Origin of the sequence: Spongiivirga citrea, from assembly GCF_010671565.1 — a bacterium.
Lineage (GTDB): Bacteria > Bacteroidota > Bacteroidia > Flavobacteriales > Flavobacteriaceae > Spongiivirga > Spongiivirga citrea.
Genome location: NZ_JAABOQ010000002.1, coordinates 39962 through 66946, shown reverse-complemented (window position 1 = coordinate 66946; position 26985 = coordinate 39962). Strand labels below are relative to the sequence as shown.

Below are 26985 nucleotides of genomic sequence, written 5' to 3'. Positions count from 1 at the left end.
AACATTTAATTTAGTTTTATGAACCCGAATGTGCTTCAAACACCTATCGAATATTTAAAAGGCGTAGGACCTAATCGGGGCGAATTACTTCGCAAGGAACTCGGCATTCATACCTATCAAGATCTTCTCAACCTTTTTCCCAATCGTTATATAGACAAAACCCGATTTTATAAGATTAAAGAATTACAGCGAAACAATGCAGATGTGCAGGTTTTAGGCAAGATCATTCACCTTAAAACCATAGATCAAAAAAAAGGGAAACGCCTTGTCGCAAGTTTTGTCGATGATACCGGAAAAATGGAGCTTGTCTGGTTTCGTGGGCAGAAATGGATTCGTGAAAACCTTAAAATAAATGAACCTTATGTTATTTTTGGTCGGGTTAATTACTATAATGGCTTTAGTATGCCACATCCTGAAATGGAATTACTGTCAACTTATGAAAAAAAGTTGCGTACGGCTATGCAACCGGTATATCCATCAACAGAAAAACTAGCTGCAAGAGGTGTTACTAACAAAACAACATCAAACATAATTCAACAGCTTTTCCTAGAAACAAATGGGAAATTTTTGGATACTCTATCCCCCGCTATTCTTAATGAGTTAAAACTTATTCCAAAAAGTGAAGCCTTATTCAATATTCATTTTCCTAAATCACAGGAATTATTGGCTAAATCCCAGTTTCGATTAAAGTTTGAAGAGCTATTTTATATTCAACTGCAGCTGATTAGCAAGAACATGCTGCGAAAACGAAAGATTAAGGGCTATCCTTTTTATCAGGTCGGTACCTTTTTTAATGAGTTTTACAACGATCATTTACCATTTGAACTTACAGGGGCTCAAAAAAGAGTTATCAAAGAAATACGCACCGATTTAGGTAGTAATGCACAAATGAATCGACTGTTGCAAGGCGATGTAGGCTCTGGTAAAACTATTGTGGCTTTAATGACGATGCTATTGGCCATCGATAATGGATTTCAAGCCTGTCTAATGGCACCTACGGAGATTTTGGCAACACAGCACTATCACGGATTAGTAGCATTGTTAATTGATATGCCAATTACAATTCAATTGCTGACAGGATCAACCAAAACCTCTAAACGAAAGGAAATACATGCCGACTTACAAAATGGGCAATTACATATTTTGATCGGTACCCATGCATTACTTGAAGACAAAGTGAAATTTCATAATCTCGGCTTAGCGATTATTGACGAACAACATCGATTTGGTGTTGCGCAACGCTCTAAATTATGGCATAAAAATGAGCAGCCACCTCATATTTTGGTGATGACCGCCACCCCTATTCCAAGAACACTAGCGATGAGTTTGTATGGTGATTTGGACATTTCCGTAATTGACGAATTACCTCCTGGAAGAAAATCAATTAAAACGGTTCATCGATATGATAGTAATCGACTAAAAGTATTTCAGTTTATAAGAGATGAAATAAAAAAGGGGCGGCAGATCTATGTTGTCTATCCATTGATTCAAGAATCAGAAAAAATGGATTATAAAGACTTGATGGACGGCTATGAAAGCATCGTACGAGAATTTCCGATGCCTGACTATCAGATATCAATTGTTCATGGTCAAATGAAACCTGCGGACAAAAATTTTGAAATGAATCGTTTTGTCAAAGGTGAAACGCAGATCATGGTGGCGACAACGGTTATTGAAGTCGGAGTGAATGTACCAAATGCCTCGGTAATGATTATTGAAAGCGCAGAACGTTTTGGATTATCGCAACTACATCAATTACGCGGTCGCGTAGGTCGAGGTGCAGAACAAAGTTTCTGTATTCTAATGACTAGTTTTAAATTAAGTAATGATAGCAAAACCCGACTAGAAACTATGGTAAGGACTAACGATGGTTTTGAAATCGCAGAAGTAGATTTAAAATTACGTGGTCCGGGAGATATCATGGGGACGCAGCAAAGCGGAGTTTTGAACTTGAAAATAGCTGATATTGTTAAGGATAATGACATACTAAAACTAGCACGTCAGTTTGCGCTAAAACTATTGAAAGATGATCCTACGCTCGCCAAAGAAGAAAACCAGGTTATCCGGTTTGCTTATTCGCAGTTAATGAAGTATAAAAATATCTGGAATTATATTAGTTAGATCTTAAAACAAATTGATTTGGTGTAAAATCAATCTCTTTATTGTAAATCAAAGTACCTTCAAAATCAATATAAGCAACCCCTCCAATTTCTGTTGAAGCATCCTTGAAGTAATTGTAGCCTACAACAACTTGTTCAGTACTCAAATTAATTTTAAATGTCTTTATTGATATGGGTGATTGTACCTGTTTCTCAAGCTCGTCAATAAGTTTAAAAAGCGCTTTCCCGTCTCCTATGACCGTATTAGAGGTGAAATCATAGATTAATGGGCTTGAAACAATGGTACTAGGTTGAGGATTTAAAACAAAAAAAGCCATCTTACCATCTTGTATAGTAATATCTAATATTCCATCAGTTATTGGATTTTCAAATATTTGATTGCTCCCCGCATTAATCAAACTGAGATTCTCCAAATCTAAAACTTGATAACTTCCATTTCTACTGAATATGTAAAGATTTTGGTCGTCATTCACTGAGAAATTGTAATCAGTAGTAAGAGTAATTCTGTCTAGTGACAAATCTTTCATATCATATACTAGGAGCTCTCTATTGTCTGATGAATCTTGCTGAAATAAGATAAAATAGTCCCCTCTAGCACTAAAATTCGAAGGAAATCCTATGGTGGGAATTACAGAAGATCTACATTCATCAGCCACTTGATCATAAACATTGAGACTAAAAGTAGTAGCACCTGAAGCTTCTACTGAAGCACTTATAAATGCCAAATACTTTTGTGAATTGTCAATACCTACAACCTCAAAACTATCTTCATTAAAACAATAGTTCCTATTGATCATAACCCCATCAGTACTCAGGTCAATTTGATGACTTGAATAATCGTTTCTTAACCATGCGTGAAAGGATACTAATTGATCTCTAACAATAGTTTTATTAAAACTTTCTGGTAATTCAAGTTTTTGAAACAAATTTACAGGAGCTCCTAATGTTCCATCACTCAAAAGGTCTATTTGAAAATCAGTAGCACCTTGTTTTGCTAAAATGGTAACCGCAAAAGGGACTTCATCTACCTCTTGGTTAACTTTAGGTTCATCTTTAGCACATGCAATTGACAATATTAAGATTATAAAAACTAGGAGAAAACGACTCATGCAACTTTTTGATTCTTTAGACCAAAGGTAGATACATTTTTAGTAAAATGTGATAGAAATGCCAATTGTTCAGGGCTAGCATTTTTCTACTGTAGACTGCTACTGTCAACTGAGTACTAATTTTAAACCGGCATTAAAAAGTTCTTGATGAATTTCACAATTCCGCTTTTTGCCTTTCCCTTGACATCTGCATCGATTAGAATAAGATCATCAGGTTGTTTCCGCAGATAGATACCACTCATAAAAACATCAACCACATTGACTTCTGATTCTACTTGAAATTTTGTGTTGCGTTGCCAAGCTAAAATTCTGCTCACAGCCACACTTGCTTCGGCTTTACGCTCATCGGAAATAATTGGTTTTCCTGTGGTCATCAGCACTAACTTTCCTGGCCCTTTGGCAGTTGTAAATATAATTCTCCCTAATAGCAGTGATGTCAAACGCATACTTATTACAGCGGATATTTTTATATCGTCACTCATCCCAACAAAGTTTTTAAAGTTGAAAATGACCTCTTCTCCATCAGCTAAATCCCATTCTACAAATTCTTGCCCGCCCATTGCCCGAAAATAGACTGAGCTATCTGCTTCTTGCATTTTAATATGATTCATGGCGTAATTACCACTAAATAAACGAGCTATAAAGGCTGCATTCCATTGTGGTATACTAAATTTTGGTGCGCGCCCACTGGGTTCATAAGATCGGGAAACATAAAACCCTTGATTTCCAGAAGCAGGAATAGTATATTGATTTTCGAACTTTTTCAATGTTCCCTTTTCCATTCCATCTTCGTTTTCTAGCAAGCTTATATAATTACTTGCTTCCTGCGAAAAAGCTACTCTTGAAAACACATACATAAAACTCTTAATGATCACAAACCCAAAAAGAATATCTAATAATAGACTGACGAACAAATTAAGATCAAATACTCCTTGAATAGTCTTTCTCAATCCCGTTTTGACATCATTCAATCTTGTTTCCACTAGTAACTTAGTATTCCCGGCTAAGGCTTGTATACTATCATTGGTGCTACTCGTCATTCCTCTTACTTCCTTTACCAAATTTCGATGTCCTTTTCGTCTAGACTTTTTATAGGATTTATCCATCTCGCCTTTTACACCATTCTCAAAATAACAGAAGATGTTTGGAAATGTGCATTCATCCTTCATTAATCCAGGAATGACCTTGCCGAGTTCATCAGGCACTACTCGGTAAAATGTTTTGCCGGCTTTATTCGGTAATGCAACACTCATATCTTTACTTTCTACCTTGACAGAATCCATTGCAGCATCAATACTAACTTTAAACGAATCGACCTCTTTATCAACAGAAATCTTCAAATCCTTCTCAAACTGCACTCTTTTGAATCGATTAACGGAATCAGTGGTTTGGACAAACGTATTTGCATAAATTCCATCAATGGTTTTCTTGTGCATCTTATTCGAAAAAATTGCGCTGGGGATGATGAAAAGTAGTAGCGGGCTCCAATACAAAAGGGATTTACCAAATAGCGAAAAATTCTTCGTCACCCTAGTATTTTTGAAAATAGCTAGGTTCTGAACTATCGCCAAATAGATAAGTCTTATTAAAGCTGTATATGTAATAAATAACAATACATGTTGAAGATCTAGTAAGAGCCAAACAATAAATGCTCCTATAAGCATAGATAGCGACCTCAGACGGCTTTCTTCTATTAGATAGAAAAAGGCCAATTTGTAACTAGCGAAGTAGAGAATATTTAGCAATGGACTGCTATTTTCTGGTAGCAGATCATATTGCATTACAATGAAGATCACAAACGAAAATATATAAGGTAGCAGCCCGATAAATCTATCTGGTCTCCGATATCGTACCGCTAGATAGAGTCCTAATGGAAATAACCAAAGAGTTCTGAAATGTAATTTTTGAAGGAAACTAACTTTATCAGGGTCTAGATTGCCAAAATTTCCTTGCGAAAACCCAAATAAAGCAAATAACGAAAAATCATAAATAGCTGGAAGTAGTCCAACAATGGTAATTACCAAAAAGAGATCTTGGTGTGAAAACGTTTTAATACGTTTCCATACGATTGCGCCCGCTTTCATAAAATAAGTCTAGTTGGTTGTATGCTAGAAAGGTACGTAAAAAAGAAAAAGCATTCTAAAATTGAATTTTAGAATGCTTTTTCACTAAAGTTATAAATGGAATAACGCCCTATGCGGCGTTTTCCTTTTTAATCAAATTCAATGCACTTCCTTCGCGGAACCACTCAATTTGAGAATCGTTATATGTATGATTTACTTTAATAGTATCCTTGTTTCCGTCGGCATGAACAATTTCTATCGTTAGTGGTTTTCCCGGCGCAAAATCAGCGATATCTATAAAGTTGAAGGTGTCATCCTCTTGAATAAGGTCGTAATCTGCTTCGTTCGCGAACGTCAACCCTAACATTCCTTGTTTTTTCAGGTTTGTTTCATGAATACGAGCAAAAGATTTTACAATCACGGCAGCAACACCTAAATGACGAGGTTCCATAGCAGCATGTTCTCGAGATGAACCTTCACCATAGTTATGATCTCCCACAACAATAGTCTTAATGCCTGCAGCTTTGTATTCACGTTGTGTATCCGGTACTCCACCATATTCACCTGTTAATTGGTTTTTGACAAAATTGGTTTTCTTACCAAAAGCATTTACAGCACCAATCAAACAGTTATTAGAAATATTATCAAGGTGACCACGGAAACGCAACCAAGGTCCAGCCATAGAAATATGGTCGGTGGTACATTTACCGAAAGCCTTAATAAGCAGTTTCATGCCTTGCATTTCTTCGTTCTTAATTGGCTCGAAGGGAGTCAATAACTCAAGACGCTCAGAAGTTGGGCTTACTACCACATTTACTCCACTGCCATCTTCGACTGGAGCTAAATAGCCATTATCTTTTACATCAAATCCTTTTGGTGGAAGTTCCCATCCTGTTGGCTCATCGAACTTTACTTCTTGTCCTTCTTCATTAATTAAAGAATCAGTAAGCGGATTAAAATCTAGTCGACCCGAAATAGCTATTGCAGCGGTTAATTCCGGTGATGCAACAAATGCATGGGTATTTGGATTCCCGTCGGCCCGTTTTGCAAAGTTTCTATTAAATGAATGTACTATACTATTTTTTGGTGCATTTTTAGGATCGCTATAACGTGCCCATTGCCCAATACATGGTCCACATGCGTTGGTAAATATCTTAGCATCTAGTTTTTCAAAGACATCTAAAATTCCGTCGCGCTCTGCCGTAAAACGCACTTGCTCAGATCCTGGATTGATTCCCAGTTCTGATTTCATTTTTAATCCTTTATCAATAGCTTGTTGCGCTATAGATGATGCTCTTGAAAGATCTTCATAAGATGAATTCGTACAAGAACCTATTAATCCCCATTCAACATCTAAAGGCCATTCATTCTCCGTTGCCTTTTCCGTCATAGCCGAACCTACCTGCGTAGATAGATCGGGTGTAAAAGGACCGTTTAACAATGGGCCTAATTCTGAAAGATTAATTTCTATTACTTGATCAAAATATTTCTCCGGATTTGCGTATACCTCCGGATCGGCAGTTAAATGTTCTTTTACTCTGTTTGCTGCATCAGCAACATCAGCTCGCTCTGTTGCACGCAGGTAGCGCTCCATAGAATCGTCATAACCGAAAGTCGAAGTTGTTGCTCCTATTTCAGCACCCATATTACAGATCGTACCTTTACCTGTACAAGACATTGAAGTCGCTCCTGGTCCAAAATATTCAACAATAGCTCCTGTTCCCCCCTTAACGGTAAGAATTTCTGCTACTTTTAGAATTACATCTTTTGGAGCAGTCCAGCCAGAAAGTTTTCCTGTTAATTTAACTCCGATTAACTTTGGAAATTTAAGCTCCCAAGCCATTCCTGCCATTACATCAACCGCGTCAGCACCACCAACACCAATTGCAACCATTCCTAGTCCACCAGCATTTACTGTGTGAGAATCGGTACCAATCATCATCCCACCAGGAAATGCGTAGTTTTCTAAAACTACCTGATGAATAATACCAGCGCCTGGTTTCCAGAAACCAATTCCGTATTTATTAGATACTGATTCTAAGAAGTTAAAGACTTCGCTAGAAACATCATTTGCATTTTTAAGATCCTTTTCAGCACCTTCTTTTGCTTGAATTAAGTGATCGCAGTGCACCGTCGTTGGTACAGCTACTTTATTTTTACCAGCTTGCATAAACTGTAATAATGCCATTTGGGCAGTTGCATCTTGACATGCGATACGATCTGGCGCAAAGTCCACGTAGTCTTTACCACGTGTATACGCTTTGCTTGCTTTTCCTTCCCATAAATGAGAATACAAAATCTTTTCAGAAAGTGTCAATGGTTTACCAACTAGCTCACGAGCAGCGTTAACACGCTCTGCCATGTTTTCGTAAACTTTTTTGATCATATCTATATCAAATGCCATTATCTATTTGTTTATTGGTTTATAAAGTGTGTCAAATTTACGAAATGCAGTAGTCTTTTAAAAGATATTCAACAACTAAGGATATCATTTAAATAATTCTAATTTTTTTGAATGAAAAATGAGATTAATTTAGGAAAACGTTAATAATCTTTGTTGAAAATTGCCAACTTAATAATGATTTTCATTACATTTTTTTTGATCAAATCGATTTATTGTATAAAGTAGCCGAAATCGTTATCGATTAATGCTGATAAATTCTCAGTCATCTAGTAGAAAGTGAGTATAAACTAACAAATCCGATGTAGTCTCTAATACTCAAGAAGACATACTTAAAGTTATTAGGAAAACCTCTCGACGGCACTCCAGGAGACATAGCAAATACTAAAATAAACTAGTAATAATCTGTTCTTCGGTAATACCTTCAGCTTCTGCCTTGTAGTTTTTTATAATTCGGTGACGTAGAATTCCCATAGCAACGGCACGAACATCTTCCATATCTGGAGAGAACTTACCATTAATTGCCGCATGAGACTTAGCTGCTAAAATGAGGTTTTGAGAAGCTCTTGGTCCTGCGCCCCAATCGACATATTGTTTTACCAACTCTGTTGCTTTTGCTCCTTTAGGTCTTGTTTTGGAAACTATCTCCACTGCATATTCCACCACATTATCAGCTACAGGGATACGACGAATAAGGTGTTGAATATCTATAATTTCTTGAGCACTAAACAGCGGCCTAACTGTTTCTGTTGTATCGGTCGTGGTAGCCTTTACTACATTCACTTCCTCTTCGAAAGAAGGATACGTCAGTTCGATAGCAAACATAAATCGATCCAATTGCGCTTCTGGCAATGGATAAGTTCCTTCTTGCTCAATAGGGTTTTGCGTTGCCAAGACGAAATATGGTAGGTCTAACTGATAATGATGGCCAGCAACGGTCACAGCACGCTCTTGCATGGCTTCTAGCAAAGCAGCCTGAGTCTTGGGCGGTGTACGGTTGATCTCATCAGCCAAAATAATATTGGAAAAAACGGGCCCTTTAATAAATTTAAACTCCCGGTTTTGATCGAGAATTTCGCTACCCAATATATCACTAGGCATTAAATCTGGTGTAAACTGAATTCGCTTAAAATTCAATCCTAATGCCTGGGCAATGGTGTTTACCATTAATGTTTTTGCTAAACCAGGCACTCCGATAAGTAAGGCATGTCCACCAGAAAAAACAGATAATAAAATCTGCTCAACTACGGCTTCTTGGCCAATAATGACCTTAGCAATTTCATTCTTTAAAGCTTTGTGTTTTTCAACCAAAAGGTTGACAGCAGCGACGTCGGACATGCAGTTATTTTTTTAGCCAATTGTTAGCAAAATTACAGCCCGAGTAATCATTGCTTAAGTTAATGTACGTGTCAATTATCTTTTCGCGCGTCCATTTTCTTATAACATCAAGTTGTTTTTGTTTTAGCGCAAGTTCTTTAATCTTAATATAATCCTTGGAATAGTCCGCTTCATGAGCACTTATTCTATTGGTTATTTTTAGGATTTTGAATTTTTTCTTCCCTGGTTGACTTTGATCTATTAATGGTAACGATAACTCACCATCGGCTAAGTTTTGAATTTGCTGATACAAAGTTGGTTCCATTTTTGTCAACTCAAACTTAGTATCGAAGGTCGCTGGATTGATCAATTTACCCCCATTTTGACGCGTTTCTTTTTCTTCAGAAAATCTTAAAGCGGCATCGGAAAAGGTGATCTCATTTTTAGCAATCGCTAGACGAATGCTATCCATACGTTCCTTTGCTTTTAGTACTTCAGCTTTTGGCGCTTCTGGGATTAATAATAAGTGGCGAATATCTAGCTCCTCCCCTCTAATTTTATCAACTGTAACAATATGCCAACCGAAATCAGTTTTAAAAGGTTCTGAAACTTGTCCAACTTCAAGGCTAAAAGCCATATCTTTTAACTCCTTAGCAAAATTTGTTTGCTTCGTTAATGGATAATACCCACCTTTAGAACTAGATCCTGGATCCTGACTATACAAAATAGCCTGCGTACGGAAAGGCACACCATCTTCTATGATTTCCTTTCGCATTCTTTTTAACCTTTCAACAGTCTCATCCTCGACGTCTTTAGGAATAACTGGCTCTATAACAATTTGAGCGATTTCTAATTCCGCACCAAATTTGGGTTTTTCATCATCCGGAATACCTTTAAAAAAGGTACGCACCTCTTCTGGAGTGATTTCTACCTCATCTGTAATAGTTTCTCGCATTTTTTGAGCTAATTTTTGCTCTTTATTAATGTCGAATAACTGTTTTCTGAAACTTGCTTCGTTATCCTTACGGTAAAATTTTAGTACTTTTTCCAAGCTTCCTTTTTCCTGAACGAAATACTGAATTACGCGATCTACATAATCATTAATTTCAGCGTCACTAACAACCACACTATCCTGAACCGCATGGTGGGCATAGAGTTTATCTTCCATCAATTTCCCTAGCAGTTCACAACGTGTTAACTTTCTAGTGTCAATACCTTGGCGAGCTAGATCAAAAATCGTTTTATCGATATCAGAATCTAAAATCACATAATCCCCGACAACGGAAGCAACTCCATCAAGTTTAACACGCTTAAATGGTGCTTTTACAGTATCTTTTTCAACAGCTGGAGCCATCACGGTATCATTCGCCACCGCAACATCGGCATCATCTTGCGCTTTTGCGACCTGTACTGTCAATAAAACAGCCAGTGCAAATACACTTTTCTTCATCATATTAATAAGTTTCAAACTTGTTATTTTTTGTAGCATCTGTCAATATTTCCTTTTCAAAATTTCGTATGTACTCTAGCTTTCGCTTATTCAGAATTATTTGCTTGATGGTTGGTTTGACATATTCTAGAGGTGCAGTTTCATTTCTTTGAAGCATATCCTTTAAGTAAATCAAATATACCCCTAAGGAATCTTTAAGCTCAAAGAATTGTGATTTTTTTAAGTATTTATCGCGTTGTCTATCGGTTAGCTTGGGAAGTTTGTTATACACTTGCGCCGCTTTAACCCAAATGGAATCGTTTAAAGAAAACGCATTGAACTGTAATGAAAGTGAATCTAATTTTTGACGGTCTTCCAACTCAAAGTTCTTCAAATAATCCTTTACCTCATCAACGTCTGAATTATCAACTCCCAAATGAATATATCTCAGCTTTAAAAGCTCTTCATTTAGTTTAAAATTCTCCTTATTAGCCTCATAATACTTTAATAAATCGACTGACAGCACCACGGTGTCAATATTGGTTTTAACCACTGCCTCTTTGTAGACTTTTGCAAACAAGTCGTTTTTATACTCGTTTACAAGTGCATTTAGGTCTTGTTGACGTTCTTCTGAAATATTGATAAGGGCATTATTATAAAGCAGTTGCTGTGTCGCCCAATTATTAATATAATTTGAAACCAATACCGCACTATCTTGTTTTGAAACGTTACCGCTTAATAGGCGCTCAATATCCTCCTTATATAAAAAGGACTCACCTACTCGCGCAACTGCTTCCTTTTCTTGTTTTGGTCGAAATAAATCGCATGATTGAACGGCAAACGCCACCAACAAAAACAATACTATTCTTTGCGTACTGATATGATTAAAAATTTTATTCAAAAGGAATTACTTAGTTACTACCGCAAGCCGCAAAAATAACAATATTACCATTGTTTGCAACACCTTATTGTAACGTGTAAACCTAAGAGCTATTTTAGATATGATTACATTTACCAATAATTTATGAAGTATTGACCAAACACTAGATGAAAAAGGTTAAAATGATATGGGATTTTCGTGGGCCAGCTGCAATGCAAACTGCCAAACATCACGAAATTCACTTAATTAAATATTTACAGCAAAAAACAATTGAACACCACTTATTAAAAATTCATGAACTAAGCGAGTTTAAAACCGAGGTTTGGCTAGTTACTGATGAATCGTTTGTAAACATAATACGTCAGGATTTGAAACCACATCGGGGACAGTTGTTTAATTCAGAATTATGAATGCGGAATGCAGAATTATACCGACACCTCTTTCCATTTTCCCTTTCTAAACCAGACAATCCCTACCACTGCGATTAATACTTCTGCAAAGGTGATGGCCAATAATACGCCCAATGCTTCCATTTCAAACCAAATAGCTGCGGCATAGGCAAACGGCAGCTGGAATACCCAAAAACAGAAAAAGTTAATGATCGTTGGAGTTTTTGTATCACCTGCACCATTAAAGGATTGAATTACCACCATTCCGTATGCATAAAAAATATAGCCGGCAGCTATAACTCGTAAACTTAGAGCTCCGTAATAAACTACGTCTGTTTCTTCACTAAAAATTGATATGATCTCTTTAGCGAAAATCAGATAGAAAATGGATACAAATACCATAAAATAGGCATTGTATTTACCAGTTTTCCATACCGACTGTTCGGCACGTTCTGGTTTCTTGGCTCCTAAATTTTGACCTACAAGTGTTGCTGCTGCATTACTCATACCCCACGAGGGCATTAGGGTAAACAACAATACTCGTATTGCAATGGTATAGCCTGCGAGCACTTCGCTACCAAATTCGGCCATGATTCGCATTAAAAATACCCAGCTACTAGTACCGATTATGAATTGACCAATACCACCCAGCGATACCTTGATCAAATTGATCATTAAGGTTGTTTCTAAAACCATATTATGGAATCCAACCTTGATTTTACTCCATCCTTTAAAAAGAATCAGTAATTGCAAAAGTACTGCTGAGCCTCTTCCAATAGTCGTAGCAATTGCAGCCCCTTTAACTCCAAAAGCAGGAATAGGTCCGAATCCAAAAATGAACATCGGATCCAAAATAATATTCAACAGGTTAGAAAAAATTAAGACTTTCATCGCTACTGAAGCGTCTCCCGCGCCTCTAAAAACGGCATTAATCAAGAATAGCAACATGATAGTCACATTTCCACCAAGAAGAATCTGAGTATAGCCGAAACCTTCTTCAATAAGGTCGGGTTCTCCTCCCATTAGTCGAAGAATTTCCTTTGGAAAAAGAATTCCAACCACACTAATCAACATTGCGATAATAAAACCAAGGAAAATTGCTTGAACTGCAGTCTTAGAAGCTCCCTTTTCATCTTTTTCACCTATCCTTCGGGCAACAATTGCCGTAACACCCATACTTAATCCGATTGCAACGGCATATACTAGGGTTAAAACAGATTCAGTGAGTCCAACTGTAGCGATTGCATTTGGCCCTAAACTGGACACGAAATAGGCATCTACTAGTGCGAATATTGATTCCATCATCATCTCTAAGATCATGGGAACAGATAACATGAAGACCGCTTTGCGAATACTCCCAGAGGTAAAATCCTGTTGAGAACCGTTTACTGCAGCTTTAAGTACATTAAAAATTGATTTGAAAGTATATGAATTTGAACGCATTATAATAAGTATTGAATGAATAGAATATGCATTAACACCTAGAACGGTGTTTGCATAAAAAAGATCGAATGTTCAATACTTAGAGCTTCATAACGTTACAAATATATATTATTTATAAAACAATCAAACTTTTAACTATGAAGTTTTTCAAGCAAGAAGAGTTCGACTCACCAGACAAACCTGGCAGCGGAGCAAAAATGAAACCACATTTTCTTAAGATGTTAATAGCTGCCCGAGAACAAGCAAAAATTCCATTTATCATTACTTCGGGCTATCGGACCAGAGCACATAACAAAAGGGTTGGTGGTGTGAACGGCTCGAGTCATACCAAAGGTGTAGCGGTTGATCTACGGTGCAAAGACAGTAAAACCAGATCAATTATTATTAATGCTGCGATAGCCGTAGGTTTTACAAGAATCGGAATATCCGATCGGTTTATTCATATTGACGCCGATGACCAGAAGGTGCAAAATGTAATTTGGATGTATTAATCTTATTTTTTCTTATAATACTTTTTATAAGGAAAATAAGATGCCGTACCTAAAATTGCAACTCCGGCAACCGCATAATATACAAATGATGGTGTGACAATCTTTTCACCACTAGCATAGGAATGCAATCCAGAAAGGTAAAAGTTTACTCCGAAGTAAGTCATCATAATACTACCGAATGCAGCTATGCCCATAAGATTAAACAACCATCGACCGCGAAGTCCTGGCACTAAGCGCATATGTATAACGAAAGCATATATCATAATGCTTATTAGCGCCCATGTTTCTTTAGGATCCCAACCCCAATAACGCCCCCAACTCTCGTTGGCCCATTGGCCGCCTAAAAAGTTACCGATGGTAAGCATAACTAGACCAACAGTAAGAGCTAGTTCATTAATAATGGTGAGTTCCTTAATATTAAGATCCATTTTCTTTTTGTTCTTGGTATTGGTCAAAAGCATCAATAGCAATGAGACGGTTCCGAGAATAAACCCAACGGTAAAAGGTCCGTAGCTCGCCACTATAACAGCAACGTGTATCATTAGCCAGTAACTATCAAGTACTGGTTGGAGGTTTGCAATTGCAGGATCTGTCCAACTTTGATGGGCTACCCATAGTAATAAAGCTGTAACAAAACCAGATGCCGCAACCGTCATATCGGACTTTCTCATAAATATTAAGCCTATTCCCATTGTTGCCCACGCCACATAAAGAATCGACTCGTAAGCATCACTCCAAGGCGCGTGTCCTGAGATATACCAACGTGCTATCAAACCAGCTGTATGTGCGACAAATAACAATACTATACCAACTTTAAAAACATTGTATGTAATCTTAATACCTTTTGATTCTTTGAAAATGTAAACAATCAAGAAAATGAACATTAACACGCCAAACACGGCATAATAGCGATAGAGTTTTTGAAAGATGTTGTATTTATTGTAAAGGTATTCTGCTTCAATTTTTTCTTCGGAAGGAATCACCTCAGCACCTCTCATTTTTTGATATTCCTTTACTATAGATAGCAGTTGATCAGACTCCTCGTAGTTATTATTTTTTCTGGCATCTCGAAGGGTAAAAAAGTAAGACGGTAGTACCTTGTATGCAATTAGCGAGTCTTTATCTTTAAAAGAATACTCCTTTAATTCTGGATACGAAACCCATTTATTATTTGGGCTATTTGGTACTGGGAATAGTTTTAGAACCTCACCGTCTAATGCTGAAGAAATAAGGCTAAGTTTTTGATCAGCATCTTTAAAGCCTTTTTGAAAGGAATTTGGTACTGCTGCGCGATAGGCATCTTGAAGGTATGGTGATAGTTTGTACTCACCTTTTTCATTAAAGAAATCTAAAAACGTGGCATTTTCCATGGACTCAACACCAATTATTTTACGAATACTATCGTTCTCCCATTTCATTTTTATCAATGGAATGTTATACCAAATTGCTGGATTTTCAACCATGGAAATCAGTACTTGATTTGCATCCAATCCCTTATACTCGTCTTTTTTACTCAACTTCCTCAAGAACTCGGAGGAATAAGTATTGGCTGGTTTCATTCGGCCACCCAAATCTTGAATTACAAGTTTTCCAAACTTCGCAGCATGCTCCTTACTAACAGCATTTGCAATGATTATTGAATCTAGCTGTTCTGTAGTTAACTTAGTATCCGGCTTTGCGAAGTGATTGTGAGCTGTAATATCCGCAGGCTTTTCTTCTTGAACTACATTTCCATTTTCAACTCGAACCTCTTGTTCTTGAGAATGGTCGTGCCCATCATTAGGTCCATGCTCTTGAGCACTTACAGTAAAGCTTAGTCCGAATAAGAACAATAGGGTTAATGCCGCTTTCTTTTCTTTTATTTTTGCAAGCATTCTATTGAGATCTGCAACCCTAGCTTTACGATCAAACAAGACCCATAATAATCCAATGTATAACAAGAAATATCCAATATAGGTTATCCAGGTTCCCCAGAAATCATGACTTACTGATAAGATTGTTCCTTTTTCATCTGGATCAAATTGAGCCTGAAAAAACCGATACCCCCCGTGATCTAAAACATGATTCATATAGATATCGTAATCATAAGACTCGGTATCCTGAACAGTTACCTTACTCATAAATGAAGAATAGCTTTGCTCAGTGCCAGGATATTTTTCAGCGATAAAATCGTTTAGTTTTAAGCTAAATGGCAATTGCTTTCGCAAAGAACCATATGTAGCATAAAACTCTAAGCCGTTAACCATTGTCTGTTTTGGTGGTTGATTAAAACCTTTACCTCCTAATACTTTAAGTTGTTTTTTCTCATTTCCTGATGTAATATCGACCACAATAGCATCAGGTTTATTTTCATTTTCAGGAACGTCAACTACATCATATACTCCCTTTATCAGGAGATTGGGAATAACGAATTGCATTCCCGCAGTAGTGTATAATGATCGAAGTTGTAAAGGCTGAATACTATCTTTTACTAAGTTACCCTTTAGCTGATCTCGCATACGAAGAAATTCCCCTTCAAAAGGCGAATCAATCGTATATTCTTCTCCAGTAGTATCAATATTAATTGCACCTTTAGTTGGATTATTTAAGGCAAATAAAATATTATGAATACTTGTAACTTGTCCTTCTTCTAAAAAATGATCATGTCGTGTTCCTCCGCTCGACTCTACAATTTTTAGGTAATTCTTGCCTGTTTCAGCCTCAACAAGTGTTTCTTCTGCACCATCAATAAAATCAACCATTTCAATAGTAAAGGGCACGCCATTAAAATCGCTATCGTATTTAAAATTATTACTTGTTTCTGGTGTTAGCAAAACATCTTCCTGAAGTGTTTTTCGCATTGCTTTCCCGTCAATATCACCATCAATAAAAAATGTCGCATAGGTCTTTTCGGTAAGCATATAATCCGATGCCTCGCCTTCACGAATTGGCATCACACCTTCATAACTAATGTAGCGGGTAACAAAAGCTCCTACAAGAATTAAAATAAAAGAAAGATGAATAGTCAAAATGGACCATTTTTCTTTTTTATGCAGTTGATATCTAAAAATATTGCCTAAAAAGTTAACAACAAAAAAGATCATAATCGCCTCAAACCACCATGCATTGTAAATCCAAGCTCTGGCTGTTTCGGTGCTATACCAGCTTTCAACAAAGGTGCCAAGCCCCATAGCAATGGCAAAAACAATAAATAAAACAGCAGTTAATCTCGTGGAGAATAAGACTTTCGCAATGGCGTTTTCCATGAAGTAGTTCGTTTGCGTAAAACTGGTGCAAAATTAGTTCATTTCACCATTTTTTGCAGTATTTATGGTGGATAAAAAGTTTTTCAGAATTGTTAAAGATATCTTATTAGATTTCTTGCTAATTATTGGCAAACTCCTTCAATTCCTTAATAACGTAATCCAGCTCTTCTTTCGTATTGTATTTTGAAAAAGAAAAACGAACCGACGGACGCTTCAATTCGTCATCAGATAGAATTTTGTTAAGCACATGACTACCCAATGCACTTCCTGATTGACAAGCACTACCTTTTGAACAAGCTATCCCTTTTATATCCAAATGAAATAGCAGCATTAATGCTTTATTTTCAGGCACTGGCAAATTAACATTGACTAAAGTGTAGGTACTTTTTTCAAAATCTTCGCTATTGCCATTAAAAGTGCAACCTGGTAATTCTGAATTTAGTTGATCGATGAAATATTTTTTAAGATCAGACACATACGCCTTTTCTTCATCTAGATTATCATAAGCTAATTTAATTGCTTCAGCACAACCGACAATATTATGCACAGATTCCGTGCCCGCTCGAAAACCTCGCTCCTGTGCGCCTCCAAAAATAAGAGGTTTTAATCCAGAATTTCTTCGAATGTATGCAAATCCAATTCCTTTTGGACCATGGAATTTATGAGCAGCAACAGCCATAAAATCGACTGGAGTTTCTTCAACATCGAGTTTAAAATGCCCTATTGATTGCACAGTATCTGAGTGGAATAATGCGTTATGCTGTTTGCATAAATTGGCTACAGCATTAATATCAATCATATTCCCTACCTCATTATTCACGTGCATTAGGCTTACCAACTTTTTCGAATCATCTTCTTTCAACAATGCTTCTAGATGATCACTATCTGGCGTACCACAATCCTTTAGGTCTACAAATTTTAAAGTAATTCCCTCTAATTTAGCTAGCTCTTCTGCCGTATGTAAAACAGCGTGATGTTCTACCTCCGAAGTAATAATCGTTTGTACTCCCAAGTCCCGCACTGCACATTGCATAATCATATTATCCGCTTCCGTCCCGCCCGAAGTAAAAATAATTTCCTGAGGTTTTGCATTTAAATACTGAGCAATTGTTTTGCGCGCAGTTTCAATGATCGTTTTTGATGTACGACCAAAACTATGTGTGGAAGAAGGATTACCGAAACTAAGGGCAAGTGCTTCTTGCATTTTTTCTATTACCTCACCCCGTACTTGGGTTGTCGCTGCATTATCTAAATATACATTCACAGGAGTACAATTTATAAGCGCAAAAGTAAATCAAATAAATTATTCTTAATGTGTGTTTCGTTACCTTACTTTTCTATTACATTTGCTCTAACAAGTATTAAAAATGAAAAAAATACTCTTTTTATTAAGTGCACTTATACTGTTTTCGTGTGACGATGGGGATTTAGAGGTTGAAGAGTTAGATTTTAATCCTGATTCGGTTGAAAACTGTGATGATGACACCTCTGTTTTATTTATTATTAATGGCGACGAAGCCATTATTTTAACTTTAGATGCTGGTCTTTTAATAAATGAAACAACAGTTTTAGATGAACCTCGAGAAGGAACAATAACTGCAAATGACTTTGATGTGAATATTCGCATTTTCAGCGGAACAGTAAGTAATACTTATTTCTGTTCGGCAGTACCGCTTACGGAGCCTTCAGTTATAAGCGAATTAAATGCATTGAGCGGAACCATTGAGGTAACTACCACACAAAATGAAACCAACCCGCTACAATTTGATCATGAAATACGATTTAAAAGTGTTGTTTTTGAAAATGACGGTAATGGCGAACGGTTAATAGATTCCGATTACCTTTTCGGGAATTTTAGTACTACTGCTCCTGAAACTACAACGACGAAGAATTAGGGTTTTACATTCTGATAAATATATACTTCGGTAGCACCTAATCCGTATTTCTGATAGTCGGCATCATAGAATTTGACATTATCATAATGCTTAAAAAGGTACTGCAATTCTAATTTTAATACTCCTTCGCCTACCCCGTGAATAAAAACGATACGCTGTATTCGTTTTCTCATTGCAAATTCTAATTGGCGTTTTGCCGTATCGAGCTGTAGTGTCAATTTATCATGAGGTTCCATTCCTCCTTCATTCGCGACGAGCTGATGAATATGCAAATCAACTTCCATTGCAGGTATAGAACGATCTTTAGGTCTTGATTTTGTGGATTTTGGCTTCTTTGGTATTTCCTTCTCCTTTTTAATACTAGCAACTTGGGCATTAGATACCTGAATTCCTTCTTGCTTTTTTATCAATTCGCGCGATTGAAGTGTCATTGGGAATCCTTCATCAGTTTCAATAGTAACTGTATTACCATCTATCTTTTGTACGATACCTGAAATTACATCGTCTAATGCTTCAACCCGATCACCAACTACAAACTTCATTAGTCCTCATCTTTTTCTTGTTCAATAGTATCTTCCAAAGAGGGAAATTCCTCCCTTGCTTTGCGCGGATTAGCTTTTGTCCAAATACTAGTCACTCGATACAGAGCGTACATGAAAACAATCAGGGAACCAATGAGAATATAAATATTGGCATCCTCGTCTTTGGCTTGTTCAAAAAGTAGAAAAATAGCCCCTACTAATAATAGGGTGTAATCAATATATTTAGGATACTTCATGCTTTTTTATAAAAATAACTTTGGTTCACAAAAATAATACTATTTTTAGCTGCAACTTAGACTCTTTATGAACCTTTTTTTGGTCGGTGATCTTGACAAATACATGCTACCCTGCTCTACAAAAAAGTATTTAGGCTTTGACTGTATGGGCTGTGGTATACAGCGATCACTTGCGTTAATTTATGAAGGAGAGTTTATCGCTGCATTCAAAATGTATCCAGGAATTTATGGGCTTTTATTATTAACGATCTTCATTATTCTCAACATTTTCGTTAAGTTCAAATATTCAACTAAAATAATTACTATTACTGCCGCAATTACCGTGGCAACAATCATCATTAGTTATATTATTAAAATAACCACACACTAAATAATTAAATTATGGAAAAACAAAAATTACCTAATGGAGTCCTAAGTATAATTCTTGGGGTTTTCGGATATCTTTGTTGCTGTATTGGCGGAATCGGATTTATTCCTGCAGGAATCGGTTTCTTTTTAGCAAACAAAGCTGAAAAACAGTATAAAGAAAACCCAGAGAATTACGATAATTATAATCAAATTAAGACTGCTAAAATTATAGCGCTTATTGCTTTAATTATCAACATACTTTATTTAGGTTGGACCATTTATAGAATTTCGACCATTGGTTGGGATGAACTACAAGAACAACAGCGAATGATTCTTGAAGAATGGGGTGTAGACCAATAAATAATAAAATCTTTTATCAAGAAAAAACCCGCCAATTGGCGGGTTTTTTGTTAGTATAAAAATCGTGAAATTTTAGTTCTCAAAAGCTTTAAGTGTCCTTGTAATAATACTTACACATTCTAATAACTCATCTTTGGTCATCACCAAAGGTGGTGCAAAACGAATGATATTTCCATGTGTTGGTTTTGCTAACAATCCATTTTCCTTTAATGCCATACAAATATCCCAGGCAGTACTACTTTCTTCGGTATCATTAATAAGGATCGCATTTAGAAGACCTTTTCCTCTTACGGCATTCACGATATTGCTCGTTTCAATGTATTTAGATAATTCCGCTCTAAACAATTCACCTAATTGCTGAGCATTCTCAGCTAAACTTTCGTCTTTAACAACACTCAAGGCGGCCATACCAATGGCAGCTGCAACTGGATTCCCGCCAAAAGTACTTCCGTGATTACCTGGTTTTATAACATTCATAATGTCATTATTTGCCAATACAGCCGAAACTGGATATGCACCACCAGATAAAGCTTTACCTAATATTAAAATATCCGGCTTTATCTCTGGTGTTCCCGAACAGTGCTTATCGGCACATGAACAATTTCCACAAGTGGCTAATAATCGACCAGTTCTTGCAATTCCGGTTTGTACTTCGTCAGCTATAAACAAGACGTTGTGCCTTTCGCATAATGCTTTTGCGGCAGCTAAATAGCCTTCACTTGGTACATATACTCCTGCTTCACCCTGAATTGGCTCTACCAAAAAGCCAGCAATATTATTACTGCTATTCAAAGCATCTTCTAAAGCCTTTAAATTGTCATATTCAATTTTAATAAACCCTTTAGTATAAGGGCCAAAGTTTTTTCGTGCTACCGGATCATTGGAAAAGGAGATAATTGTTGTTGTTCTCCCGTGAAAATTGTTTTCACAAACAATAATCTCGGCTTCATTTTCGTTAATACCTTTTACTTCATAAGCCCACTTTCTGCATAGTTTTAAGGCAGTTTCTACTGCTTCTGCACCCGTATTCATAGGAAGCAACTTATCAAAGTGAAAGGTCTCGGTAGCAAATTTTTCGAATCTACCTAACATGTCATTGTAAAACGCACGCGAAGTTAATGTCAGGGTTTTTGCCTGCTCAGTCATTGCATTAACAATTCGTGGATGGCAATGTCCTTGGTTTACTGCGGAATAGGCAGAGAGAAAATCGAAGTATTTCTTGCCTTCAACATCCCAAACATACACACCTTCCCCTCTGCTTAAAACCACGGGAAGCGGATGATAATTGTGAGCACCATGCTCATTTTCTAAGTTAATAGCTTCTTGCGAAGTAATTTGATCTAAAACAGCCATTTCATTTAATGTTTTAAGTTCATAAAATAACCATTCCTACTGTACCTTTATCCTTTCTGAATCTCGATGAGTATCGAGACGAAAATTCAGCGTGGGAGAGAAATCATCCCTAGAGGAGCGCAAATTACTAATTATAATCAGGCTAATAAAATATTCTGAGACTCACTTGTTCTGCTTTGAAGAAAAAGAAGCCACTTGAAGCTCTAGGCGCTTCAACTCTCTTAAAATATCGTTCTTATCCATTTGCAGCCAGACGTACAGCTTGATCATCGACATAAAAATCATACATAAAAAACCAGCAGCAGCCCACTTAATTAACTCGTTAGTCTGTTCCGTATTTAAAAACTGAACAATACAATAAACTAACAGCACTGCTACAGCGATGTTAAACACAGTCATAATTGTTGCAAGCCAACCGGTTTTCCCTTTATGGACATTTCCGAACTTTTGAATTAAGTTTTGTTCATCTAACTCGTCATAAAACTGAGCTTCCTCCTCGGTTAAAGCTTGTTTAATAAGCTTATCTATCTCTTCCTTATCATTTTTCATAATTGGCATTTTTTATAATTGATTTTAATTTTTCTCTTGCTCTAAATAATCTTGTTTTTACTGTAGCTATCGGCATTTTCAAAATGGCACTTATTTCTTTTAATGAATATCCTTCCAAATAAAACAGCGTCAATATCTGCCTTTTATCATCTTGCAGTTGCCTTAGTCCTTTTCTAATTTTTAAAAGCTTATCATCTTCTAGGCTTATTTGATTAGGATCTCTGGTATTTTCTGCTATTCCCTCAACTTGAAAGTTTCTATTTAATTTGTTATGCTTCTTGTTATAATCGATTGCCTTTCGGGTAACAATTGTTAATGCCCAACTACCAAATTGATCCGCATTTTTAAGGCTATGGATATTATTGATAATTGCCTGCCATGAATCTTGTGCGATGTCCTTAGCGCTGTCCATGTCCTTGGTGTACCAAAAAGCCTGACGACATAATTTCTTATGCCACCGTTTCACCAATAATGCAAGTGCCTTATTGTTGCCTGTTTTGTAGGATAAAACCAACCAAGAATCTAATATCTTATCTGGACTGCACATTTACTTTATCTATAGACATATCGATTTACAAAAGGTTCCCAATTAATTTCATTTTTCTACTCAGTCGCCGTAAAATCCTATCCTAATCTACCAACAAAATAGCTACTTTTGCCGCATGGCAAGAAAAAACAGAAGACAGCTTTTTGAAAAGGTCGAAATTATTGATGCTGGTGCTAAAGGAAAATCGATTGCGAAGGCTCCGGATGGTAGAGTAATATTCGTCGATAATGCCGTTCCTGGTGATGTTGTCGATATTCAAACCTACAAGAAAAGAAAGGCCTTTTTTGAAGGGAGTGCTGTTCATTTTCATTCGCTATCAGATAAGCGCACCGAAGCCGCATGCGAACATTTTGGGGTTTGTGGAGGCTGTAAGTGGCAACATATGGATTACAAACATCAGTTATTTTATAAGCAACAGGAGGTTACGAATAATTTAACCCGTCTTGGCGGAATTGAATTACCAGAAGTTAGTCCTATCCTAGGTAGTAAGGAGCAGTTTTTCTACCGCAATAAAATGGAATTCTCATTTTCTGATAGTCGATGGTTAACAAAGGAAGAAATTGGTTCTGGTGAAGACCTTGGAGACCGCAATGCCTTAGGCTTTCATATACCTGGTATGTGGGATAAGATTCTCGATATAAAAAAATGTCATTTACAAGCCGATCCTTCTAATGCAATTAGACTCGCAGTAAAAGAATTTGCTGTTAAGAATTCGCTAGATTTTTTCAATACTAGAAATCAGACTGGATTGCTCCGAACATTGATGATTCGCACTACATCAACTGGTGAGATTATGGTGCTTATTCAATTCTTTAAAGAAGATATTGAAAAAAGAGAATTGTTACTAGATCACCTCAAAGATCGTTTTCCTACAATCACATCGCTTCAATATGTAATTAACGGCAAGGCTAACGATACTATTTATGATCAGGAAGTAATTTGTTATACAGGCCGTGATCACATTTTTGAAGAAATGGAGGGGCTTCAGTTTAAAATTAATGCGAAGTCATTCTACCAAACAAATTCAGATCAAGCTTATACATTATACAAAACAGCAAGAGATTTTGCAGGATTAACGGGCGATGAATTAGTGTATGATTTGTATACCGGAACTGGAACAATAGCTCAATTTGTAGCAAAAAAAGCGAAGAAAGTTGTTGGAGTTGAAGCTGTACCTGACGCCATTAAGGCAGCAAAAGAAAATGCAAAGCATAATGGAATTGAAAATACCAGTTTCCATGTTGGTGATATGAAAAGTGTATTTAACGATCAGTTTATACAAACTCATGGTCAACCAGATGTTATTATAACTGATCCCCCAAGAGATGGCATGCATAAAGATGTGGTCCAGCAAATAATAAATATAGCACCCGAAAAAATAGTTTATGTTAGCTGTAATAGCGCAACACAAGCCAGAGATCTTGCACAGTTAAATGATGTTTACAAAGTAACAAAAACACAAGCTGTAGATATGTTTCCGCAAACACACCATATTGAAAATGTAGTCTTGTTAGAAAAAAGATAAAATGGCAACTGGAAGCTAGTGCTTTTAAAAATTAAATTATTTTTACTCCAAATCCCATTTCGGATATATATGAACAAACGTTTTTTTGTTTTTGTTTTTAGTCTTATTGCAATAGGTTTTATTAGCTATAGCTGCGAGAAAGATGATATTTGCTCCGAGGTGACTCCAGATACTCCGCAGTTAATTATCCGATTTTTTGATGCTACAGATATTGAAACAGTAAAAGCTGTTCCGAGCCTGCGGGTAGTTGCCGTAAGGGAAGACTCCAATGTCTTCTTTGAAACAGGTGATCGCACTGATCGTGATTCAATTGCTATTCCATTGAGAACACAACAACTAACAACCCGATATTTATTGATCAATAATTCAGCTTCCAATGATGATGGTAACGAAACTGGTCAAATTGACACGCTTGATATTACATATACCAGATCTGATGAGTTTATATCTAGAGCCTGTGGCTTTCGGGCTATCTTCGAATTAACTGAAGTTAGCAGTCCAGATATCGATAAATGGATTGCCGCTGACCCTGCTATTGAAATTATTAACACTACTGTAGAAAATGAAAATGCTGCCCATGTTAAGATATTTCACTAGCATACTCTTGCTATTGGTGTCATCTTATATGGTGGCACAGGAAGAAGCACCTAAAGATGAAGAGACACCACAAGGTGAACTTATTGAAACCGCCCGGGATTCAATTTCTAAAAAAGATAAATACGGTCTTCGTTTTGGTATCGACCTAGGTCGTCCTGTTTTCACTTTTTTAGACGAAGAAAACTATACAGGATTTGAGATAGTTGGGGATTTTCGAATTTCAAAAAAACTATATATTGCTGCTGAGCTTGGTAACGAAGAACATACCATTGATGACAAGCAAGTTAACTTTACTGCGAAGGGTAGTTATATTAAACTTGGTGTTGACTATCAGCTATACAACAATTGGTATGGCATGGATAATATGATTTATATTGGTGGTCGCTACAGCTTTAGTACCTTTTCCCAAACCTTAAATAGTTTTAGTCTTATTGATAGAAATCAAGCAGTATTTGAAGAAAACACACTTTCTGAACCTGGCACCGAGTTCTCAGGACTAAATGCTAGCTGGCTTGAACTAGTCTTTGGAGCGAAGGTTGAACTTTTCAATAATTTTTATATGGGTGCAAGTGTTCGCATCTCACGGTTGTTTACTAGCACTGAACCTGATAGTTTTGCAAATCTCTGGATTCCAGGCTTCAATAAAGTTACTGAAGATAGTAGTTTTGGAGTAGGGTTTAATTATACCCTGAGCTATCGAATTCCCATTTTTAAAAAGGATCGATAATTAAAATTCTTTAATGTCTTTCCTTAAAAAAGTCTTCATTATAAGTACCTCTTTGCCATCTTTAGTACGTACACCAAATTTTGGAGCAATAAGACTTGCCAAAACAACACTAATTACGACAAGCGGGATATAAGGTAATTGTAGTCCGAGCGCAGAAATTCCGAAGCGGAAAGCCAGAAATAAAATCGCAAAACAGATAAAATTAAAGATGAGTGCTTTGGTTTTTACAGACATTTTATTGGTTTTGTTTTTTGGCCTTTTTACTTCCTTCGTACATTTCGTACTTCACAAATCTAGCTTCTAATTTCCCGTTGTACAACTTTATTTTCCTTGATGGACGCAAGCCAACATATTTCAAAGCTTCTATGTCAGAGGTAATCATCCATGCATTTGTTCCTGGATAACCGTGTTTTAAAGTCGTACCAATATTCCCGTAAAAAGATTCACTCTCAATCGCAATACGCTCGCCATAAGGAGGATTACTGACAATGTGAAGTGGCCCTTCGGTCTCTTTTTTCGTCTTAAAGAAATCCTCATGTCTAATAGTAACGAACTCCTGCAAATTGGCATTCTTTACATTATCCTTCGCCTTATTAACTGCAGATGGAGCCTTATCATAACCCGTAATCGAATATGACACATTTCGGATTTTATTGATCATCGAATCTTCGATAGTCTCATAAAGATCAACATCCCAATCCGGCCATTTTTCAAAAGCGAATTCGTTTCTATTCAAGTTTGCCGGTATATTAGCTGCGATCATTGCAGCTTCAATAGGTATTGTACCACTACCACACATAGGATCTAAAAAATCACACTGTCCATCCCATCCTGACAGCAGCAATAATCCGGCTGCAGAGACTTCATTTAATGGAGCGATATTCGTCGCCGTTCGGTATCCTCTTTTATGAAGTGATTCTCCTGAGGTGTCTAATGAAATTGTACAGTTACTTTTATCAATATGCACATTAATTTGTACATGAGGGTGAGCAGTATCTATATTTGGTCGTGTTCCATGATCATCGCGAATGCGATCAACGATAGCATCTTTGGTTTTTAAAGCGATGTATTTTGAATGAGAAAAAAGATCAGAATGCACCGTTGCGTAAATCGCGATAGTTTGATCGGGTTTAATGTATTGGTTCCAATCCATTTTATACACCTGATTATACAGTGATTTTTCATCACGAACCCAAAATCGCTCTATTGGTTTCAAAATTTTGATACAAGTCCGTAAGCATAAATTGGCTTTGTACATAAAACCTTTATCCCCAACAAATGTAACAGCGCGAACTCCTTCTTTTACATGCTGTGCACCGAGATTGCGAAGTTCTTTTGCTAAAACACCTTCTAGGCCGTAGGCAGTTTTAGCAACCATTTCGTAATTATTTTGCATTAAAAGCGACTTTTAGATTGCAA

25 protein-coding genes are annotated in these 26985 nt (G+C 36.7%); 9 read left to right on the top strand and 16 right to left on the bottom strand.

From position 1 onward, the window contains the following. The first annotated feature begins 18 nt into the window (after positions 1–18). The gene (gene recG / locus GWK10_RS03915; RefSeq protein ID WP_164029614.1) at positions 19–2121 is read left to right on the top strand and encodes an ATP-dependent DNA helicase RecG; all 2103 of its coding nucleotides are present in this window, start codon (positions 19–21) and stop codon (positions 2119–2121) included. Here the strand turns inward: recG and GWK10_RS03910 are convergent. The 6 genes from GWK10_RS03910 to GWK10_RS03885 form a co-directional block, all read right to left on the bottom strand. Then, positions 2114–3229, bottom strand: a complete 1116-nt coding sequence (locus tag GWK10_RS03910; protein ID WP_164029613.1) for a hypothetical protein — start codon at positions 3227–3229, stop codon at positions 2114–2116. The two genes, recG and GWK10_RS03910, sit on opposite strands and share 8 nt — an antisense overlap. A gap of 122 nt (positions 3230–3351) precedes the next feature. After that, positions 3352–5313: an AIM24 family protein gene (locus tag GWK10_RS03905; RefSeq protein ID WP_164029612.1), complete on the bottom strand. Its 1962-nt coding sequence runs from the start codon at positions 5311–5313 to the stop codon at positions 3352–3354. A gap of 109 nt (positions 5314–5422) precedes the next feature. Next, positions 5423–7696 carry an aconitate hydratase gene (locus GWK10_RS03900; RefSeq protein WP_164029611.1) on the bottom strand — a complete coding sequence of 758 codons (2274 nt, stop codon included), beginning with the start codon at positions 7694–7696 and terminating at the stop codon, positions 5423–5425. Between the two features lie 381 nt (positions 7697–8077). Further along, positions 8078–9031 (bottom strand): AAA family ATPase, encoded by a 954-nt coding sequence (locus GWK10_RS03895; protein ID WP_164029610.1) that lies wholly within the window; start codon positions 9029–9031, stop codon positions 8078–8080. A gap of 4 nt (positions 9032–9035) precedes the next feature. Further along, on the bottom strand, positions 9036–10463 hold the full coding sequence (locus GWK10_RS03890) for a peptidylprolyl isomerase (protein ID WP_164029609.1): 1428 nt from the start codon (positions 10461–10463) through the stop codon (positions 9036–9038). Between the two features lies 1 nt (position 10464). Continuing rightward, positions 10465–11340: a peptidyl-prolyl cis-trans isomerase gene (locus GWK10_RS03885; protein ID WP_239540697.1), complete on the bottom strand. Its 876-nt coding sequence runs from the start codon at positions 11338–11340 to the stop codon at positions 10465–10467. A 146-nt stretch (positions 11341–11486) separates the two neighbouring features. Between GWK10_RS03885 and GWK10_RS03880 the strand changes: the two genes are divergently transcribed. Beyond that, the gene (locus GWK10_RS03880) at positions 11487–11729 is read left to right on the top strand and encodes a hypothetical protein (protein ID WP_164029608.1); all 243 of its coding nucleotides are present in this window, start codon (positions 11487–11489) and stop codon (positions 11727–11729) included. Positions 11730–11744: 15 nt separating this feature from the next. Here the strand turns inward: GWK10_RS03880 and GWK10_RS03875 are convergent, their stop codons facing one another. Further along, entirely contained in the window at positions 11745–13151 is a 1407-nt protein-coding gene (locus GWK10_RS03875; RefSeq protein ID WP_164029607.1) for an MATE family efflux transporter, read from the bottom strand. A gap of 137 nt (positions 13152–13288) precedes the next feature. On the opposite strand from GWK10_RS03875, the gene GWK10_RS03870 reads away from it, so the two are divergent. Continuing rightward, positions 13289–13642: a D-Ala-D-Ala carboxypeptidase family metallohydrolase gene (locus tag GWK10_RS03870; RefSeq protein WP_164029606.1), complete on the top strand. Its 354-nt coding sequence runs from the start codon at positions 13289–13291 to the stop codon at positions 13640–13642. Between the two features lie 2 nt (positions 13643–13644). Here the strand turns inward: GWK10_RS03870 and ccsA are convergent, their stop codons facing one another. Together ccsA and GWK10_RS03860 are read right to left on the bottom strand one after the other, a co-directional pair. After that, positions 13645–16887, bottom strand: a complete 3243-nt coding sequence (ccsA, locus tag GWK10_RS03865; RefSeq protein WP_164029605.1) for a cytochrome c biogenesis protein — start codon at positions 16885–16887, stop codon at positions 13645–13647. Between the two features lie 118 nt (positions 16888–17005). Continuing rightward, a complete protein-coding gene (locus GWK10_RS03860; protein WP_164029604.1) occupies positions 17006–18151 on the bottom strand; it encodes a cysteine desulfurase family protein in 1146 nt (381 codons plus the stop codon). Between the two features lie 103 nt (positions 18152–18254). Here GWK10_RS03860 and GWK10_RS03855 point away from each other — a divergent pair, with 103 nt between their 5' ends. After that, entirely contained in the window at positions 18255–18782 is a 528-nt protein-coding gene (locus tag GWK10_RS03855) for a hypothetical protein (protein WP_164029603.1), read from the top strand. Here the strand turns inward: GWK10_RS03855 and GWK10_RS03850 are convergent. Both GWK10_RS03850 and GWK10_RS03845 read right to left on the bottom strand, forming a co-directional pair. Further along, positions 18779–19324 carry a Smr/MutS family protein gene (locus GWK10_RS03850; protein ID WP_164029602.1) on the bottom strand — a complete coding sequence of 182 codons (546 nt, stop codon included), beginning with the start codon at positions 19322–19324 and terminating at the stop codon, positions 18779–18781. The genes GWK10_RS03855 and GWK10_RS03850 overlap by 4 nt on opposite strands. After that, positions 19324–19560 carry a hypothetical protein gene (locus GWK10_RS03845; protein WP_164029601.1) on the bottom strand — a complete coding sequence of 79 codons (237 nt, stop codon included), beginning with the start codon at positions 19558–19560 and terminating at the stop codon, positions 19324–19326. Before GWK10_RS03845 ends, GWK10_RS03850 begins: the two co-directional genes overlap by 1 nt. Positions 19561–19627: 67 nt before the next feature. On the opposite strand from GWK10_RS03845, the gene GWK10_RS03840 reads away from it, so the two are divergent. Together GWK10_RS03840 and GWK10_RS03835 are read left to right on the top strand one after the other, a co-directional pair. Then, entirely contained in the window at positions 19628–19930 is a 303-nt protein-coding gene (locus GWK10_RS03840; protein ID WP_164029600.1) for a DUF2752 domain-containing protein, read from the top strand. A gap of 11 nt (positions 19931–19941) precedes the next feature. After that, positions 19942–20268: a CCC motif membrane protein gene (locus GWK10_RS03835; RefSeq protein WP_164029599.1), complete on the top strand. Its 327-nt coding sequence runs from the start codon at positions 19942–19944 to the stop codon at positions 20266–20268. A 72-nt stretch (positions 20269–20340) separates the two neighbouring features. Here GWK10_RS03835 and rocD read toward each other — a convergent pair whose 3' ends face one another. From rocD to GWK10_RS03820, 3 genes are all read right to left on the bottom strand, one after another. After that, positions 20341–21621 carry an ornithine--oxo-acid transaminase gene (gene rocD / locus GWK10_RS03830; RefSeq protein ID WP_164029598.1) on the bottom strand — a complete coding sequence of 427 codons (1281 nt, stop codon included), beginning with the start codon at positions 21619–21621 and terminating at the stop codon, positions 20341–20343. A 162-nt stretch (positions 21622–21783) separates the two neighbouring features. Then, on the bottom strand, positions 21784–22170 hold the full coding sequence (locus tag GWK10_RS03825) for a DUF6768 family protein (protein ID WP_164029597.1): 387 nt from the start codon (positions 22168–22170) through the stop codon (positions 21784–21786). Further along, on the bottom strand, positions 22160–22717 hold the full coding sequence (locus GWK10_RS03820; protein ID WP_164029596.1) for an RNA polymerase sigma factor: 558 nt from the start codon (positions 22715–22717) through the stop codon (positions 22160–22162). Before GWK10_RS03820 ends, GWK10_RS03825 begins: the two co-directional genes overlap by 11 nt. Positions 22718–22832: 115 nt before the next feature. Here GWK10_RS03820 and rlmD point away from each other — a divergent pair, with 115 nt between their 5' ends. From rlmD to GWK10_RS03805, 3 genes are all read left to right on the top strand, one after another. Beyond that, positions 22833–24242 (top strand): 23S rRNA (uracil(1939)-C(5))-methyltransferase RlmD, encoded by a 1410-nt coding sequence (gene rlmD / locus GWK10_RS03815; protein ID WP_164029595.1) that lies wholly within the window; start codon positions 22833–22835, stop codon positions 24240–24242. A 69-nt stretch (positions 24243–24311) separates the two neighbouring features. Further along, a complete protein-coding gene (locus GWK10_RS03810) occupies positions 24312–24839 on the top strand; it encodes a DUF6452 family protein (RefSeq protein ID WP_164029594.1) in 528 nt (175 codons plus the stop codon). After that, positions 24820–25566, top strand: a complete 747-nt coding sequence (locus GWK10_RS03805) for a DUF6048 family protein (RefSeq protein WP_164029593.1) — start codon at positions 24820–24822, stop codon at positions 25564–25566. Before GWK10_RS03810 ends, GWK10_RS03805 begins: the two co-directional genes overlap by 20 nt. Here GWK10_RS03805 and GWK10_RS03800 read toward each other — a convergent pair whose 3' ends face one another. Then, entirely contained in the window at positions 25567–25800 is a 234-nt protein-coding gene (locus GWK10_RS03800; protein WP_164029592.1) for a DUF2207 domain-containing protein, read from the bottom strand. 1 nt (position 25801) lies between these two features. Beyond that, entirely contained in the window at positions 25802–26962 is a 1161-nt protein-coding gene (locus GWK10_RS03795) for a THUMP domain-containing class I SAM-dependent RNA methyltransferase (protein ID WP_164029591.1), read from the bottom strand. Between the last annotated feature and the right edge of the window lie 23 nt (positions 26963–26985).